This window comes from Isoptericola sp. 178, from assembly GCF_030586525.1.
GTDB lineage: Bacteria > Actinomycetota > Actinomycetes > Actinomycetales > Cellulomonadaceae > Isoptericola > Isoptericola sediminis.
Window position 1 is genome coordinate 385,902 of record NZ_JAUQYN010000002.1, and the last position, 13,482, is coordinate 399,383.

Below are 13,482 nucleotides of genomic sequence, written 5' to 3' on the forward strand. Positions count from 1 at the left end.
TTGACGGCCTGTCGGCGCGGTGTCGTGTCCGGAGGTCAGGACACCTTCGCCGCGGCCTTCTCGGCGGCGGCCCGTGCGCTCTTCGCGCCGGCCCGTGCGCTCTTCGCGGTGGAGCGCAGGTCCCGCTCGACCTGCTTGCGCGCGCGTCGGGCCGACGTCGAGGCGGACTTCTGCGCGGTCGTCGCGGACCGCTTGGCGTTCTGGACCGCGTACCGACCGGTCCGCTCCGCGTTGCGGACCGCGTACTTCCCGGTCTTCTCCGCGCTCTCGACGGCGTGCTGCGCGGACTTCGACGCCGACGACGTCTTCTGCGCGATGCGGTAGCTCATGCCGGGACGGCCCTCGAGGTCGATCCCGGCGATCACCGTGGCGCCGATCGCGCCGAGGTTCTTGACGAACTTGAGGGTCTTCGCCTTCCGCTCGTCGCCCTTGCTGGTGAAGGGCTGGTTGACGACGGCCAGGGGCGTCGTCAACGCGGCGAGCGCCAGGGCGGCGGTCCGCGGGGTCCGGCCGACGGCGAGCAGCAGGCCGGCGAACGCGGTCACGGCGCCGTGCGCGCGGACCAGCAACGCGACCTGGGTGTCGTCGAGACGGTCGACACCCAGGGTGTCGGTGACCGTGTCGGCGCCCTCGCGGGCGGCGTCGGTGTGCTCGGCCGGTCGCAGCGCGGTGGACACGCCGTCGTAGATGAACGGGACGGCCAGCAGGGGTCGGGCGAGACGTCGCAGCAGCATGGCCCCACTGTGGCAGAGCCGCAGCTGACATGCCCACCGATAGACGTGATGGTTGACGCCGCGAGCAGGGGTGCGGTCCGATGACCGTCGTGACCTCGGCCCTCCGCCGCAGCGCGGCGCCCGCTGCCCTGCTCGCCGCCGCCGTCGCCCTGTCCGGGTGTGCCGGCACCGTGCTCGCGCCTGACGAGCCGTCCGACGTGCGGGGCGTGGTGGCCGACGGCGGCTCGGTCGACGGCGACGCCCGCGCGGCGCAGCCGGTCGTCGTGCAGGCTTCTGACCCCTACTACGAGGGGATGGCGCTGCTCACCGACGGCACCGAGGTGCTGGCGGCCGACGGCGACGCCGCGGACCCGGACATTCTCGTGGCCGGGGTCCTGGTCGAGGTGTGGGTCGACGAGGTCTGCCAGGAGTCGTACCCCGTGCAGTGCGACGTCGAGGTCGTGCAGCTCCTCGAGCCCTAGTCGCTCCGCGGCCGACGTCAGCGCAGCTCGACGCCCTCCCACCAGTCGGGGTGGGAACGGGGCGGACGGCGGTGCCCGAGCCCGTCACGACGGACGGCCCGGGCGGAGGCCGCGAGCGCGGCGACGGTCAGCAGGAGCAGCAGGAGCAGGATGATCGTGGTCATGGCAGCAATCATGCGATCGTCAAGATGGCGCCACCAGTGGCAGAGGTGACACTACCCATCGACATTCTGCCAATGTCCTGGGACGATGGGCGGATGATCCAGAAGGTGGCCGCGGTCGTCGTCCCGGGCGTCGCCCCGTTCGAGATGGGGATCGCCTGCGAGGTCTTCGGCATCGACCGCCGGGACACCGGGGGGCCGGCCTTCGACTTCACGCTGTGCACCCCCGACCCCGGTGCGGTGCCGACCCGGGGCGGGTTCGCCGTCCAGGTGGACGCCGGGCTCGAGGCGACCGAGGACGCCGACGTCGTCGTCGCCGTGGCCTACGACGTCCTGGACGACGACCACCCTGTCGAGCTCTCGCCCGCGTACCTCGACGCGATCCGCCGGGCCCACGACCGCGGCGCCTGGGTCGTGTCGCTGTGCTCGGGCGCGTTCGCGCTCGCGGCCGCCGGCCTCCTCGACGGTCGGCGCTGCACGACGCACTGGTTGTTCGCGGCCCGTCTCGCCGCCGCCGCACCACGTGCCGACGTCGACCCCGACGTGCTCTACGTCGCCGACGGCCGGGTGCTGACCAGCGCCGGCACGGCCGCCGGGATCGACGCCTGCCTGCACCTGCTCCGCACCGAGCTCGGGGGCGAGGTGGCCCGTGCCGTCGCCCGCCGCATGGTCGTCCCGCCGCAGCGCGACGGCGGGCAGGCCCAGTTCGTCGTCGATCCCGTCCCCGAGTCGGGAGAGTCGCTCGCCGGTCTCCTCGCGTGGATGCGCGAGCACCTCGAGCAGGACCACAGCGTGCCCGCGCTGGCGCGCCGCGCCACGCTGTCGGAGCGGACGTTCGCCCGCCGGTTCCGCGCGGAGACCGGGACCACCCCCGGCGCCTGGCTCACCCGGCAGCGCGTCGCGCGGGCCCAGGAGCTCCTGGAGCACCCCGACGTGCCGGTGGAGGAGGTCGCCCGGCTCGTCGGCTTCGGCAGCGCCGCGGTGCTGCGACACCACTTCGCACGGGTGCTCGGCACCAGCCCCACGGCGTACCGCCGCCGGTTCGCCGACGTCGCGTCCTGACCCGCGGCGTCGGCGGCGCGACGACGGCGCTCATCCGGTGGGAATGCACGCCCGCCGCCGACGGTTGCACCGCAGTGTGGAAGCCTGCATGACCCGAGGAGCCCCCGCACCGGCCGGGGCGCGCGACGTGACCCTGTTCTCCGTCCCCTCCGACCTCGGCGGGGCGGCGGCGTCGACGTCGGACGGACGCCGCACCGCCTGGCCGCGAGAGCTAGGCTCGAGAGCGATGAGCACCCATGACGACGCGGAGACGACCTCGCCGGCCGAGGACGAGGTCGGCGAGGACACCGAACGCGCTCCTGACGAGGAGTCGGCCACCGACCGGGTCGCGCGGTTCGAGCGCGACGCGCTGGAGTACGTCGACCAGCTGTACTCCGCGGCGCTGCGCATGACCCGGAACCCGGCCGACGCCGAGGACCTGGTCCAGGAGACGTTCGCCAAGGCGTTCGCCGCCTTCCACCAGTACAAGCCGGGGACGAACCTCAAGGCCTGGCTGTACCGGATCCTGACCAACACCTTCATCAACAACTACCGCAAGAAGCAGCGGCAGCCGCAGCAGGCGCAGACCGACGACATCGAGGACTGGCAGATCGCCCGGGCGGCGACCCACACCTCGCAGGGCCTGCGGTCGGCCGAGGTCGAGGCCCTCGACCGGCTCCCGGACTCCGACGTGAAGCGGGCGCTGGCCGAGCTGCCGGAGGACCGCCGCATGGTCGTCTACTACGCCGACGTCGAGGGGTTCCCCTACAAGGAGATCGCGGAGATCATGGGTACACCGATCGGGACCGTGATGTCCCGGCTGCACCGTGGACGACGGCAGCTGCGCGACCTGTTGTCGGACTACGCGGCTGACCGAGGACTCGCCGGAGCACGCGGAGGAGAATCATGATGAGCGGGGACGTGACGCCCATCCCGCACGAGCCCGCCGAGGGCGAGAGCGAGTGCGAGCACGCACTGCACCACCTGTACGAGTACCTCGACTCGGAGATGACCGAGGCCGACGAGGACCGCATGCGCGCGCACGTCGCGCACTGCTCGCCCTGTCTGGCCGAGCTCAGCGTCGAGGAGCTCGTCAAGAAGCTCGTGAAGCGGTCCTGCGCCGAGCAGGCGCCGGCGACGCTGCGGCTGCGCATCCACGAGCAGCTCACCGTGATGCGCACCTCCGGCTGAGCGCACGGAGCACCACCGGGTCCGTGCCGAGGCACGGGCCGGGGACGACGACGGGCCGGCACCCTCCAGGGTGCCGGCCCGTCGTGCGTGGTGACGTCCTCAGGCGTTGGGACGCTTGCCGTGGTTGGCGTTCTTGCCCTTGCGGGCACGACGCTTGTTGCCGCGCTTGCTCATGATTTCTCCTCACGAGAAGGTGTTCGGGGGTCACACCATGATCCCACAACCGCACGTCGACCCGCGTCACCGGCCAACGGAGGCAGCATGAGCACCGAGTCCTGGGCGATCGCCGCCCCGCAGACCGTCGAGATCACCGGGGTGGGCGGCCTGTCCGTCCGGCTCCAGGACGGTCGGGTCGACGTCGTGGTCGACCCCGACGCGGAGCACGTCACGCTGGAGGTCGCCGAGGTCGGCGAGAAGCCGCTCCAGGTCGACCGTGACGGCGACCGCCTGCGGATCGGCTACGAACGCTCGATGGTGGAGGCCTTCGTGGCCCGGGTGCGGTCGCTGGGCAGCTCCGAGCGGGCGGTCGTCCGCCTCACGGTCCCGCCCGGGGTCCGGGTCGACGTCGGCACGATCGAGGCCGACGCCGACGTCAGCGGCACCGCCGGGACCGTGGTCAAGACCGTCACGGGGGCGGTGCGCACGGCGGGGACGTCGGGGTCGCTGTACCTGAAGTCCGTCTCCGGCGACGTGGCCGCCTCGGGACACACCGGCGACGTGTCCGCCCAGGTCGTCTCCGGTGCCCTGGCGCTCGAGGGGGCTCTCGGCAGGGTCTCCACGAGCAGCGTGTCGGGTGCGGTGGCCGTCACCGCGGCCGGCACCGTGCCGATGGTGTCGGCGAAGTCGGTCTCCGGCGACGTGGCGATCCGGCTCGACGAGGGCACCCCCCTCAGCCTCAAGGTCCGCGGTGCCGCGGGCCAGGCCGTGGTCGACGGCGAGGTGCTGCCCTCGACCACGCGCACCCTGTCCGTCGACCGCAGCGAGACCCCGACCGACGGGCGCAGCATCGCCTACGTCACCGCCGCCGTGACGAGCGCCCGGGTGATCGTCTCCCGCGGCTGAGCCGCGGCCGGGTCGCTACTCCGTGTCGTGCGGCAGCCCGAGCCAGGCGTGCCACCCGGTGTGCAGCACGAGCCAGGCCATCAGGCCGTAGCCGGCCTGGCCGGGGTAGGTCGACCCGGTGGTCGCCAGGTCGGCGAGCCACTGCTCGTGCTGGGCCAGCGGCGTGTACGTGTCCACGTAGGGCACCCGGCGGCGGCTGGCGACGTCGGAGAACGCGGCCGAGAGCTCGGCGATCCGGTCCCCGTCCTCCGGCCGGCCGGGCGGAGGACCGACGACGAAGGTCGACAGCCGACGGTTGTCGGCGACGTCGAGGATGTTGGCCAGGTTCAGCCGGGAGCGCGCCACCGACAGGCCCGAGTCGACGTCGTGGCGACCCAGGGCCACCACGAGCCGGTTGTCATGGGTCGCGTCCGGGCCGAACCGCGGCTCCGTCTCCGCCTCCCAGCGAGCTCCGAGGGTCGACGTCGTCTCGCCCGGCACCGCCAGGGTGAACGTCATCGCCGGGCGGTCGAACCGGGTCCGCGCCAGCACCCGGCCGGTCCAACCGAGCGCGCGGCCGTCGCCGACGCCCACGGCGAGCTCGTCGCCCACCACGCAGATCCGCACCTCGCGGTCCGTCACGAGCCGTCACCGTCCCCTGCCGTGTCCCAGTCTTGCGCCGCCATTGTTCCGTGACCTGGCACGGCACGGCATGATCCCACGCCGTGGCGTGCGGTCACCCGCTGGCAGGGAGGCGTCCCCGCCGGGTTCGTGACGTCGTGCCGGGGACCGGCGGTCAGGGCGTGGTCCGTCACAGCAGGGTGGCACCCCAGCGCACCTCGTGCTCCTCGCCCGGGGCCAGACGCACGAGCCGGTCGCCGGTGTTGAACGCGTCCGCGTAGCAGCTCATCGGCTCCGCGGCCAGGCCGAGACGCTCGTGCCCGGTGATGTGGTCGGCCGAGCAGACCTGCCAGCAGTCCATCGACGAGTCCGCCCAGACGGCGGCGGTCCGGCCGTCCGGGCAGCCGAGCCGGCACCAGGACAGGCCCCGCTCGTCACGGGTCGCGCCGACCCAGGCGTCGTCGAGGTCGAGCCCCGCCAACGAGCGCGTCGTGCGCAGGTCGTGGTCGCCCGCGACCGGCTCGACGCCGGTGGGCAGCAGCCGGTCGTCGACCGTCACGTGCTCGGTCGCGTCCAGGCGGACGGTGCAGTCGTCGAGGTCGGCCCCGCCCGCGGAGAGCCAGGGGTGGAACCCGACCCCGTACGGCGCGGTGCCGGTGCCGACGTTGCGGGTGGTCACGCGGACCTCGAGGCCCTGCTCGGCGTCCAGGGCGTAGCGCACCCGGGTGGTGAGCTGGAACGGCCAGCCCTTCTGCGCGGGCAGCGCCAGCTCGAGCGTCACCGCGTGGTCGGCGACCTCGACGGCGGACCAGCGGTACCAGCAGCCCAGGCCGTGCAGCGCCGTGCCCCGGTCGGGTTCGCTCAGCGGGAGCTGGTGGGTCTCCCCGTCGTCCGTCGTGTAGCGGCCGTCGCGCAGCCGGTTCGGCCAGGGCACCAGGACGGCGGCGTTGAAGACCGGCGCCGGCTCGTGCTCGTCGAAGGGGACGAAGACGTCACGCCCGTCCACCGAGTACTCCCGCACCATGGCACCGACCTCGGTGATCGTGGCGCGGTGGGTGCCGGCGGACAGGCGGTACTGGGTGCCGGACGGCGCGGGCGCCGTCGCGGGGATCTGGCTCGTGTTCACGGTCACACCGTAGTCGCCGAGCCCGATCGGTGCGTGCCGCGTACCGTGGGAAGGTCGACCCCACGGACTTGGAGAAACAGATGGAGAAGCGGGTACTCGGCCGGACCGGCCGGATGGTGTCGGTCGTCGGCCTGGGCACCTGGCAGCTCGGCGGGGACTGGGGCGAGGTGAGCGACGCCGAGTCGCGCGCCGTGCTCGAGGCGTCGCTCGAGGCCGGCGTGACCTTCTACGACACCGCCGACGTCTACGGTGACGGCCGCAGCGAGCAGGCGGTGGGCGCCTTCCTGGCGGACCACCGTGACGAGGGTCTCACCGTGGCCACGAAGATGGGACGCCGGGCGGACCAGGTGCCGGAGAACTACGTCCTGGAGAACTTCCGCTCCTGGACGGACCGGTCCCGGGCCAACCTCGGGGTCGACACGCTCGACCTGGTGCAGCTCCACTGCCCGCCCACGCCGGTGTACTCCCGCGACGAGGTGTACGACGCGTTGGACACCCTCGTCGACGAGGGCGTGACGGCCGCCTACGGCGTCTCGGTGGAGACCGTGGACGAGGCGCTGACCGCCATCGCACGGCCCGGTGTCGCGACCGTCCAGATCATCCTCAACGCGTTCCGGCACAAGCCGCTGGAGAAGGTCCTGCCCGCGGCGTCCGAGGCGGGCGTCGGGATCATCGCCCGCGTCCCCCTGGCCTCCGGCCTGCTGTCGGGCCGCTACACGAAGGACACCACGTTCGCCGAGGACGACCACCGCACGTTCAACCGCGGGGGAGAGGCCTTCGACGTCGGCGAGACGTTCTCCGGCGTCCCGTTCGAGGTCGGCGTCGAGGCCGCGGCGTCCTTCACCGAGCTGGCCGAGGGGCTCGAGCAGGACCTCACCCCGGCCCAGGCCGCGCTCGCGTGGGTCTGGCAGAGCCCGGGCGTCTCCACCGTGATCCCCGGTGCCCGCACCCCGGAGCAGGCGCGGCTCAACGCCGCCGCGGGCGGGGCGCACAGCCTCGGTCCGCTGTTCGCCTCCCGCGTGCGCGAGCTCTACGACGGGTCGATCCGCGAGCACGTCCACGACAAGTGGTGAGTCGATAGCGCAGGACGCACGAGAAGGGCCCGGGAGCGGATGCTCCCGGGCCCTTCTCGTGCTCGTGCTGCCTGGCCGGACCGTCAGCGGGTGAAGACCTGGTCGAGCAGGATCTCCTGCTCCTCCTTGTGCCGCTTCGCGGTGCCGGCGGCCGTGGACGCCGACGCCGGTCGGGAGATGACCTGGACCCGGGGCAGGTCCTCCGGCATCGCCAGGTGCAGGTAGGACCACGCACCCTGGTTCTGCGGCTCGTCCTGGACCCACACGACCTCGGCGTCCGGGTACGTGGCGATCTGCTCGCGCACCTGCTCCTCGGGGAACGGGTACAGCTCCTCGAGGCGCACCAGCGCCGTGCTGGTGTCCCCGCGCTTGCTGCGCTCGGCGGCCAGGTCGTAGTAGACGCGACCCGTGCAGAGCACCAGACGACGGACGTCGGCGGGGTCGACGTCCCCGCGGGCCACCGCGGGGTCCCCGAGCACCGGCTCGAAGGTGCCGGTGGTGAAGTCCTCCACGCTGGAGGCGGCGGCCTTGAGGCGCAGCAGCTGCTTCGGGGTCAGCACCACGAGCGGGCGTCGCGGACGGGCGTAGGCCTGGCGGCGCAGCAGGTGCGCGTACGAGGCCGGCGTGGACGGCTGCGCCACGCTGATGTTGTTCTCCGCGGCGAGCTGGAGGAACCGCTCGGGCCGGGCCGAGGAGTGGTCCGGACCCTGTCCCTCGTACCCGTGCGGGAGCAGCATGACGACCGAGGAGTTCTGGCCCCACTTCTGCTCGGCGGAGGAGATGAACTCGTCGATGACGGTCTGCGCGCCGTTGACGAAGTCGCCGAACTGCGCCTCCCAGAGCACCAGGGCGTCCGGGCGCTCGACCGAGTAGCCGTACTCGAAGCCGAGGGCCGCGTACTCGCTCAGCGAGGAGTCGTACACCCAGAACTTCGCCTGGTCGCCCGACAGGTACAGCAGCGGGGTCCACTCCGCACCCGTGTGCCGGTCGTGCAGGACGGCGTGTCGCTGCGTGAACGTGCCGCGGCGCGAGTCCTGCCCCGCGAGCCGCACCGGCGTGCCCTCGATGAGCAGCGACCCGAAGGCCACGAGCTCGCCGAAGCCCCAGTCGATGTCGCCCTCCTTGGCCATGAGCTGGCGCTTCTCGAGCAGCTTGCCGAGCTTGGGGTGGACCGTGAAGCCCTCGGGCGGCTGGACCTGGACGTCACCGACGCGCTCCAGGACGGCGTGCGGGATCGCCGTCTTCCAGCCGACCATCGTGCCGGCGTCCTCACGCTGCGACTCCGGACGCTCCAGCCCGGCGATCTCCTCCGTGCCGGAGGAACGGTCGGACGAGGACGAGCCCTTGGTCTCGGTGAAGACCCGCTCGAGCTGTGCCTGGTAGTCCTTGAGCGCCTGCTCGGCCTCCTCGACGGTGATGTCGCCGCGGGCCACGAGGTTCTTCGTGTAGAGCTTGCGCACCGACTGCTTGGCCTCGATGAGGTTGTACATCAGCGGCTGCGTCATCGAGGGGTCGTCGCCCTCGTTGTGCCCGCGCCGGCGGTAGCAGACCATGTCGATGATGACGTCCCGGTCGAACTGCTCGCGGTAGGCGAAGGCGAGCTCGGCCACGCGGACGCAGGCCTCCGGGTCGTCACCGTTCACGTGGAAGACGGGGACCTGGTAGCCCTTGGCCACGTCGGTGGAGTACGTCGTCGAACGCGACGAGGACGGGCCCGTGGTGAAGCCGACCTGGTTGTTGATGACGACGTGGATCGTGCCGCCGGTGCGGTAGCCGCGCAGCTGGGCGAGGTTGAGCACCTCCGGCACGACACCCTGGCCCGCGAAGGCCGCGTCGCCGTGGATGAGCAGCGGCAGCACGGAGAACCCGTCGCCGCCGAGGTCGATCCGGTCCTGCTTGGCCCGCACGATGCCCTCGAGGACGGGGTCCACGGCCTCCAGGTGGGACGGGTTGGCCGCCAGGTAGACCTTCGTCGTGGCACCGGACTCGGCGGTGAAGGTCCCCTCGGTGCCGAGGTGGTACTTGACGTCGCCGGAGCCCTGGACCGACTTCGGGTCGATCTGGCCCTCGAACTCCTTGAAGATCTGGCCGTAGCTCTTGCCGGCGATGTTGGCCAGCACGTTGAGACGACCGCGGTGCGCCATGCCGACGCCGACCTCGTCGAGCCCGTTCTCGGCGGCCTTGGACAGGATCGCGTCGAGCAGCGGGATGACGGCCTCGCCGCCCTCGAGGGAGAACCGCTTCTGCCCGACGTACTTCGTCTGCAGGAACGTCTCGAAGGCCTCGGCCGAGTTCAGCCGGCGCAGGATCCGCAGCTGGTCCTCGCGCGGGGTGCGGGCGTAGCCGTGCTCGAGCCGGTCCTGCAACCACTTGCGCTGGGTCGGGTCGGACAGGTGCATGTACTCGATGCCGATCGAGCGGCAGTAGGAGTCGCGCAGCAGGCCGAGCGTGTCGCGCAGCGTCGCCTTCGGCGTACCGCCGAAGCCGCCGGTCGGGAACGACCGGTCCAGGTCCCACAGCGTCAGCCCGTGGTTCTGGATGTCGAGGTCGGGGTGCTTGCGCTGGCGGTAGGCGAGCGGGTCGGTGTCCGCCATGAGGTGGCCGCGCGAGCGGTAGGAGTGGATGAGCTCGGCGATCTTGGCGGGCTTGGCCGCCTCGACGTCGGCGTCGACCGTGTTGTCGCGGACCCAGCGCACCGGCTCGTAGGGGATCCGCAGCGCCGCGAAGACGCGGTCGTAGAAGCCGTCCAGGCCGAGCAGCTTGCCCGCCAGGATCTTGAGGAACTCGCCGGACTGCGCACCCTGGATGATGCGGTGGTCGTAGGTCGACGTGACCGTCATGACCTTCGAGACGCCCATCCGGGCGAGCTGCTCCTCGGAGGCGCCGGCGAACTCCGCCGGGTAGTCCATGGCGCCGACGCCGATGATGGTGCCCTGCCCCTGCATGAGGCGGGGGACCGAGTGCACGGTGCCGATGCCGCCGGGGTTGGTCAGCGAGATCGTGGTGCCGGCGAAGTCGTCCATGCCGAGCTTGCCCCCGCGCGCCTTGCGCACGAGCTCCTCGTAGGCGGCCCAGAAGCCCGCGAAGTCGAGCTCCTCGGCCTTCTTGATGCTCGGCACGAGCAGCTGGCGCGAGCCGTCCGGCTTGGCCAGGTCGATGGCGAGGCCGAACCCGACGTGCGCGGGGTGGACCACGTGCGGCTTGCCGTCGGTGTGCTCGTAGTGCGCGTTCATGACCGGCATGTCGGCCAGCGCCTCGACGAGTGCGAAGCCGATGAGGTGCGTGAACGAGATCTTGCCGCCGCGGCCGCGCTTGAGGTGGTTGTTGATGACGATGCGGTTGTCGACCATCAGCTTGGCGGGGACCGCGCGCACCGACGTCGCGGTCGGCACCTCGAGCGAGGCCTCCATGTTCGTCACCACGCGCGCCGCGGGACCACGCAGCTTCTGCACGTCGTCCGTGGCCTCGTCCTCGTCGGACGCCGGCTCGGTGCGGGCGACCTCGGCGTAGGGAGCCGTGGCGGGCAGCGCCTCGGCGACCGGCGCGTCGGCCGCGGAGATCTCCGGGTCGGCCGGTACGGGGGCGGGCGCGGACGCCTGGGAGACCTCCGCCGCGGCGGTCCCGTCCGCGGCCGAGGAGGTCCCCTGCTCAGCACGCGAGGGCTCCTCGGTCTCGGTCTCCCCCTCGGCCGGGGCGGACGCGGCCGAGGCCGCCGTCGTCTCGGTCGGCGCCGGGGAGCCGTTCGACGGCGCCTCGTCCGACTCGCCCGGGGTGTAGTCCTCGAAGAAGTCCCACCACGCGGGGTCGACCGCGTTCTTGTCCTTCAGGTACTGCTCGTAGAGCTCGTCGACGAGCCACTCGTTGGCTCCGAACGACGCGCTCTCGGCGCTGATCGACTCTGACCCTGCCTTGGGGGACACCACGCCCGGATCGCCCACTTCCCAGATTGCATGCTTGGTACTGCCGTCCGATGGTCGGACCCCACCAGCGTAAGCCGTCCTGCCGGTTCTGCAGCGCCCGGGGTCGGCGCCTTGGCGCGGTGGACAAGGTCTTGCCCACCCGTGCGTGACGGGTGGGTAATCGGTCGTCAAAGGTGCGGGTGTCGTTGTCTCGTCCGGCGTCATGACCGGCTCACGGCCGCGGGTCGGACGGCGGCCCGTGTGACCGATCTCACGATCGGCGGGGTGCTCCTACTCGGTGGTCACGCCCGGAGCGGGCCGCGCCTCGGCCGGCAGGGTCACCCGCATCGTCGCGCCGGACTCGGTGTCGGCGACCGCGACGTGACCGCCGTGGAGGTCCACGGCCCACCGCACGATCGCCAGACCGATGCCGGTGCCGCCGCTCGTGCTCGCCACCGACCGGACGCTCGGGGCGCCGCTGGCGAACCGTTCGAAGACGCGCTCGCGGTCCTCGGGCGCGATGCCGGGCCCCTCGTCGCTCACCTCGATGACGACGTCGTCCTGCTCCGGGTAGGCGTCCAGGCGCACCGTGCCGCCGTGCGGCGAGTGCCGGATCGCGTTCTGCAGCAGGTTGGTCACCACCTGCCGGATCCGTTCGACATCGGCCTCCAGCACGAGGTCCTCGGGGGTGACGTCCACGACGTACGCCAACCCCTTGGCGGCGTCCACCATCGACATGGACTCCGCGCACTCCTCGAGGAAGTCGCCCACCGAGAACTGCGTCAGCGTCAGCGCCGACGCGCCGGCCTCGACGCGCGACAGGTCCAGCAGGTAGGTGACGAGCCGCGTGAGCCGCTCGGTCTGCTGCAGCGACAGCTCGAGCGTCGCCGGGGTGGGTTCGGAGACCCCGTCGACGAGGTTCTCGAGCTGTGCCTGCAGGGCGGCGACGGGCGTGCGCAGCTCGTGCGAGACGTTCGCGATCAGGTCACGGCGGATCCGGTCGGACGACTCCAGGTCGCCCGCCATCGTGTTGAACGCCTCGGCGAGCTGACCGACCTCGTCGCGACTGGTCGAGCGCACCCGGATCGAGTAGTCGCCGTCCGCCATGGCCCGTGCCGCGGCCGTCATCTCGCGCAGGGGGGACGTCATGCCCCGGGCCAGGAGCTGGGTGAGCACCAGCGAGACGATGATCGCCAGCGGGAACGTGCGGCTGGGGCCGAGGTCGTTGCGCAGACCCACCCAGGTGATGAGCACCCCGACGGTGACGCTGGCGACCACCAGCAGCCCCAGCTTGGCCTTGAGCGAGTGGATCGGGTCGAGGGGGCGGACGTCCCGGAGGCGGTGCTCGCGCCGTCGGTCACCGCCGTCGTCGTGAGCGGCTCCCACGCTCAGTCCGCCGGGGGCTCGAACGCGTAGCCGACCCCGTGCACCGTGCGGATGAGCTCCGAACCGAGCTTGCGACGCAGCGCCTTGATGTGGGAGTCGACGGTGCGGGTGCCGCTGGCGTCGGCCCAGTCCCAGACCTCCGCGAGCAGCTTCTCCCGGGTCTGGACCGTCTTGGGCGCGCTGGCCAGCATGACCAGCAGCTCGAACTCCGTCGGCGTCAGGTGCACCTCCTCGCCCTCACGGTGCACCCGCCGCTGGGCGCGGTCGATCGTCACGTCGCCGGCGACGAGCGGAGGCTCGGCCGGTGCCGACGCCGCGGCCTGCGCGGCACGCTCCACGCGGCGCAGCAGGGCCTTGACCCGGGCGACCAGCTCGCGCATCGAGAAGGGCTTGGTCATGTAGTCGTCCGCGCCCACGCCGAGGCCGATGATCATGTCGGTCTCGTCGTCCCGGGCGGTGAGCATGAGGATCGGCGTCGGGTGCTCGGCCTGGATCCGGCGGCAGACCTCCAGCCCGTCGAGCCCCGGCAGCATCACGTCCAGCACGACGGCGTCCGGGTGCAGGCGGGCGGCGGCGTCCACGCCGGCGAGCCCGTCGCGGGCGACCTCGACCCGCCATCCCTCGGCGGAGAGGCGCTGTGCGATGGCCGTCGCGATGGCCGGCTCGTCCTCCACGACGAGGACGGTGGCGTTCTGCTGGCCCTGGCCGGGCCCGCTCGCAGTGGTGGTCATGACCCCTATCTTGCACG

Annotated in this window: 14 protein-coding genes; 6 read left to right on the plus strand and 8 right to left on the minus strand. The window is 72.2% G+C overall.

The features are described from left to right. Positions 1-35 precede the first annotated feature (35 nt). Entirely contained in the window at positions 36-734 is a 699-nt protein-coding gene (locus Q6349_RS06335) for a DoxX family membrane protein (RefSeq protein WP_304603362.1), read from the minus strand. 80 nt (positions 735-814) lie between these two features. On the opposite strand from Q6349_RS06335, the gene Q6349_RS06340 reads away from it, so the two are divergent. Then, entirely contained in the window at positions 815-1,195 is a 381-nt protein-coding gene (locus Q6349_RS06340; protein ID WP_304603363.1) for a hypothetical protein, read from the plus strand. A 17-nt stretch (positions 1,196-1,212) separates the two neighbouring features. Here Q6349_RS06340 and Q6349_RS06345 read toward each other — a convergent pair whose 3' ends face one another. After that, positions 1,213-1,359: a hypothetical protein gene (locus Q6349_RS06345; RefSeq protein ID WP_171247355.1), complete on the minus strand. Its 147-nt coding sequence runs from the start codon at positions 1,357-1,359 to the stop codon at positions 1,213-1,215. A 93-nt stretch (positions 1,360-1,452) separates the two neighbouring features. Here Q6349_RS06345 and Q6349_RS06350 point away from each other — a divergent pair, with 93 nt between their 5' ends. From Q6349_RS06350 to rsrA, 3 genes are read left to right on the plus strand one after another with little or no spacing between them, the layout of a single operon-like run. After that, complete coding sequence (locus tag Q6349_RS06350) at positions 1,453-2,418, plus strand: helix-turn-helix domain-containing protein (RefSeq protein WP_304603364.1); 966 nt, start codon at positions 1,453-1,455, stop codon at positions 2,416-2,418. Between the two features lie 43 nt (positions 2,419-2,461). After that, positions 2,462-3,307: a sigma-70 family RNA polymerase sigma factor gene (locus Q6349_RS06355; protein ID WP_369810840.1), complete on the plus strand. Its 846-nt coding sequence runs from the start codon at positions 2,462-2,464 to the stop codon at positions 3,305-3,307. Beyond that, the gene (gene rsrA / locus Q6349_RS06360) at positions 3,307-3,588 is read left to right on the plus strand and encodes a mycothiol system anti-sigma-R factor (protein WP_171247352.1); all 282 of its coding nucleotides are present in this window, start codon (positions 3,307-3,309) and stop codon (positions 3,586-3,588) included. Before Q6349_RS06355 ends, rsrA begins: the two co-directional genes overlap by 1 nt. 99 nt (positions 3,589-3,687) lie before the next feature. Here rsrA and Q6349_RS15310 read toward each other — a convergent pair whose 3' ends face one another. Then, entirely contained in the window at positions 3,688-3,762 is a 75-nt protein-coding gene (locus tag Q6349_RS15310; protein ID WP_369810841.1) for a 50S ribosomal protein bL37, read from the minus strand. Between the two features lie 87 nt (positions 3,763-3,849). On the opposite strand from Q6349_RS15310, the gene Q6349_RS06365 reads away from it, so the two are divergent. Continuing rightward, the gene (locus Q6349_RS06365) at positions 3,850-4,650 is read left to right on the plus strand and encodes a DUF4097 family beta strand repeat-containing protein (RefSeq protein ID WP_304603366.1); all 801 of its coding nucleotides are present in this window, start codon (positions 3,850-3,852) and stop codon (positions 4,648-4,650) included. 15 nt (positions 4,651-4,665) lie between these two features. Here Q6349_RS06365 and Q6349_RS06370 read toward each other — a convergent pair whose 3' ends face one another. Beyond that, positions 4,666-5,271: a GDSL-type esterase/lipase family protein gene (locus Q6349_RS06370; protein WP_304603367.1), complete on the minus strand. Its 606-nt coding sequence runs from the start codon at positions 5,269-5,271 to the stop codon at positions 4,666-4,668. A gap of 169 nt (positions 5,272-5,440) precedes the next feature. Further along, entirely contained in the window at positions 5,441-6,376 is a 936-nt protein-coding gene (locus tag Q6349_RS06375) for an aldose 1-epimerase family protein (RefSeq protein WP_304603368.1), read from the minus strand. 80 nt (positions 6,377-6,456) lie between these two features. Here Q6349_RS06375 and Q6349_RS06380 point away from each other — a divergent pair, with 80 nt between their 5' ends. Continuing rightward, the gene (locus Q6349_RS06380) at positions 6,457-7,449 is read left to right on the plus strand and encodes an aldo/keto reductase (RefSeq protein ID WP_171247349.1); all 993 of its coding nucleotides are present in this window, start codon (positions 6,457-6,459) and stop codon (positions 7,447-7,449) included. Between the two features lie 83 nt (positions 7,450-7,532). Here the strand turns inward: Q6349_RS06380 and Q6349_RS06385 are convergent, their stop codons facing one another. From Q6349_RS06385 to Q6349_RS06395, 3 genes are all read right to left on the minus strand, one after another. Continuing rightward, positions 7,533-11,372 (minus strand): multifunctional oxoglutarate decarboxylase/oxoglutarate dehydrogenase thiamine pyrophosphate-binding subunit/dihydrolipoyllysine-residue succinyltransferase subunit, encoded by a 3,840-nt coding sequence (locus tag Q6349_RS06385; protein ID WP_304603369.1) that lies wholly within the window; start codon positions 11,370-11,372, stop codon positions 7,533-7,535. Positions 11,373-11,639: 267 nt separating this feature from the next. Beyond that, positions 11,640-12,734, minus strand: a complete 1,095-nt coding sequence (locus Q6349_RS06390; RefSeq protein WP_304603370.1) for a cell wall metabolism sensor histidine kinase WalK — start codon at positions 12,732-12,734, stop codon at positions 11,640-11,642. Positions 12,735-12,736: 2 nt separating this feature from the next. After that, positions 12,737-13,465: a response regulator transcription factor gene (locus Q6349_RS06395; protein WP_171247347.1), complete on the minus strand. Its 729-nt coding sequence runs from the start codon at positions 13,463-13,465 to the stop codon at positions 12,737-12,739. Positions 13,466-13,482: the final 17 nt, after the last annotated feature.

Excerpts from the sequence above, each read along its gene's own strand:
- Q6349_RS06355 (WP_369810840.1), top strand. The coding sequence starts at position 2,462 with ATGCACGCCCGCCGCCGACGGTTGCACCGCAGTGTGGAAGCCTGCATG.
- Q6349_RS06345 (WP_171247355.1), bottom strand. The coding sequence starts at position 1,359 with ATGACCACGATCATCCTGCTCCTGCTGCTCCTGCTGACCGTCGCCGCG.
- Q6349_RS06380 (WP_171247349.1), top strand. The coding sequence starts at position 6,457 with ATGGAGAAGCGGGTACTCGGCCGGACCGGCCGGATGGTGTCGGTCGTC.
- Q6349_RS06340 (WP_304603363.1), top strand. The coding sequence starts at position 815 with ATGACCGTCGTGACCTCGGCCCTCCGCCGCAGCGCGGCGCCCGCTGCC.
- rsrA (WP_171247352.1), top strand. The coding sequence starts at position 3,307 with ATGAGCGGGGACGTGACGCCCATCCCGCACGAGCCCGCCGAGGGCGAG.
- Q6349_RS06335 (WP_304603362.1), bottom strand. The coding sequence starts at position 734 with ATGCTGCTGCGACGTCTCGCCCGACCCCTGCTGGCCGTCCCGTTCATC.
- Q6349_RS06395 (WP_171247347.1), bottom strand. The coding sequence starts at position 13,465 with ATGACCACCACTGCGAGCGGGCCCGGCCAGGGCCAGCAGAACGCCACC.
- Q6349_RS06365 (WP_304603366.1), top strand. The coding sequence starts at position 3,850 with ATGAGCACCGAGTCCTGGGCGATCGCCGCCCCGCAGACCGTCGAGATC.
- Q6349_RS06350 (WP_304603364.1), top strand. The coding sequence starts at position 1,453 with ATGATCCAGAAGGTGGCCGCGGTCGTCGTCCCGGGCGTCGCCCCGTTC.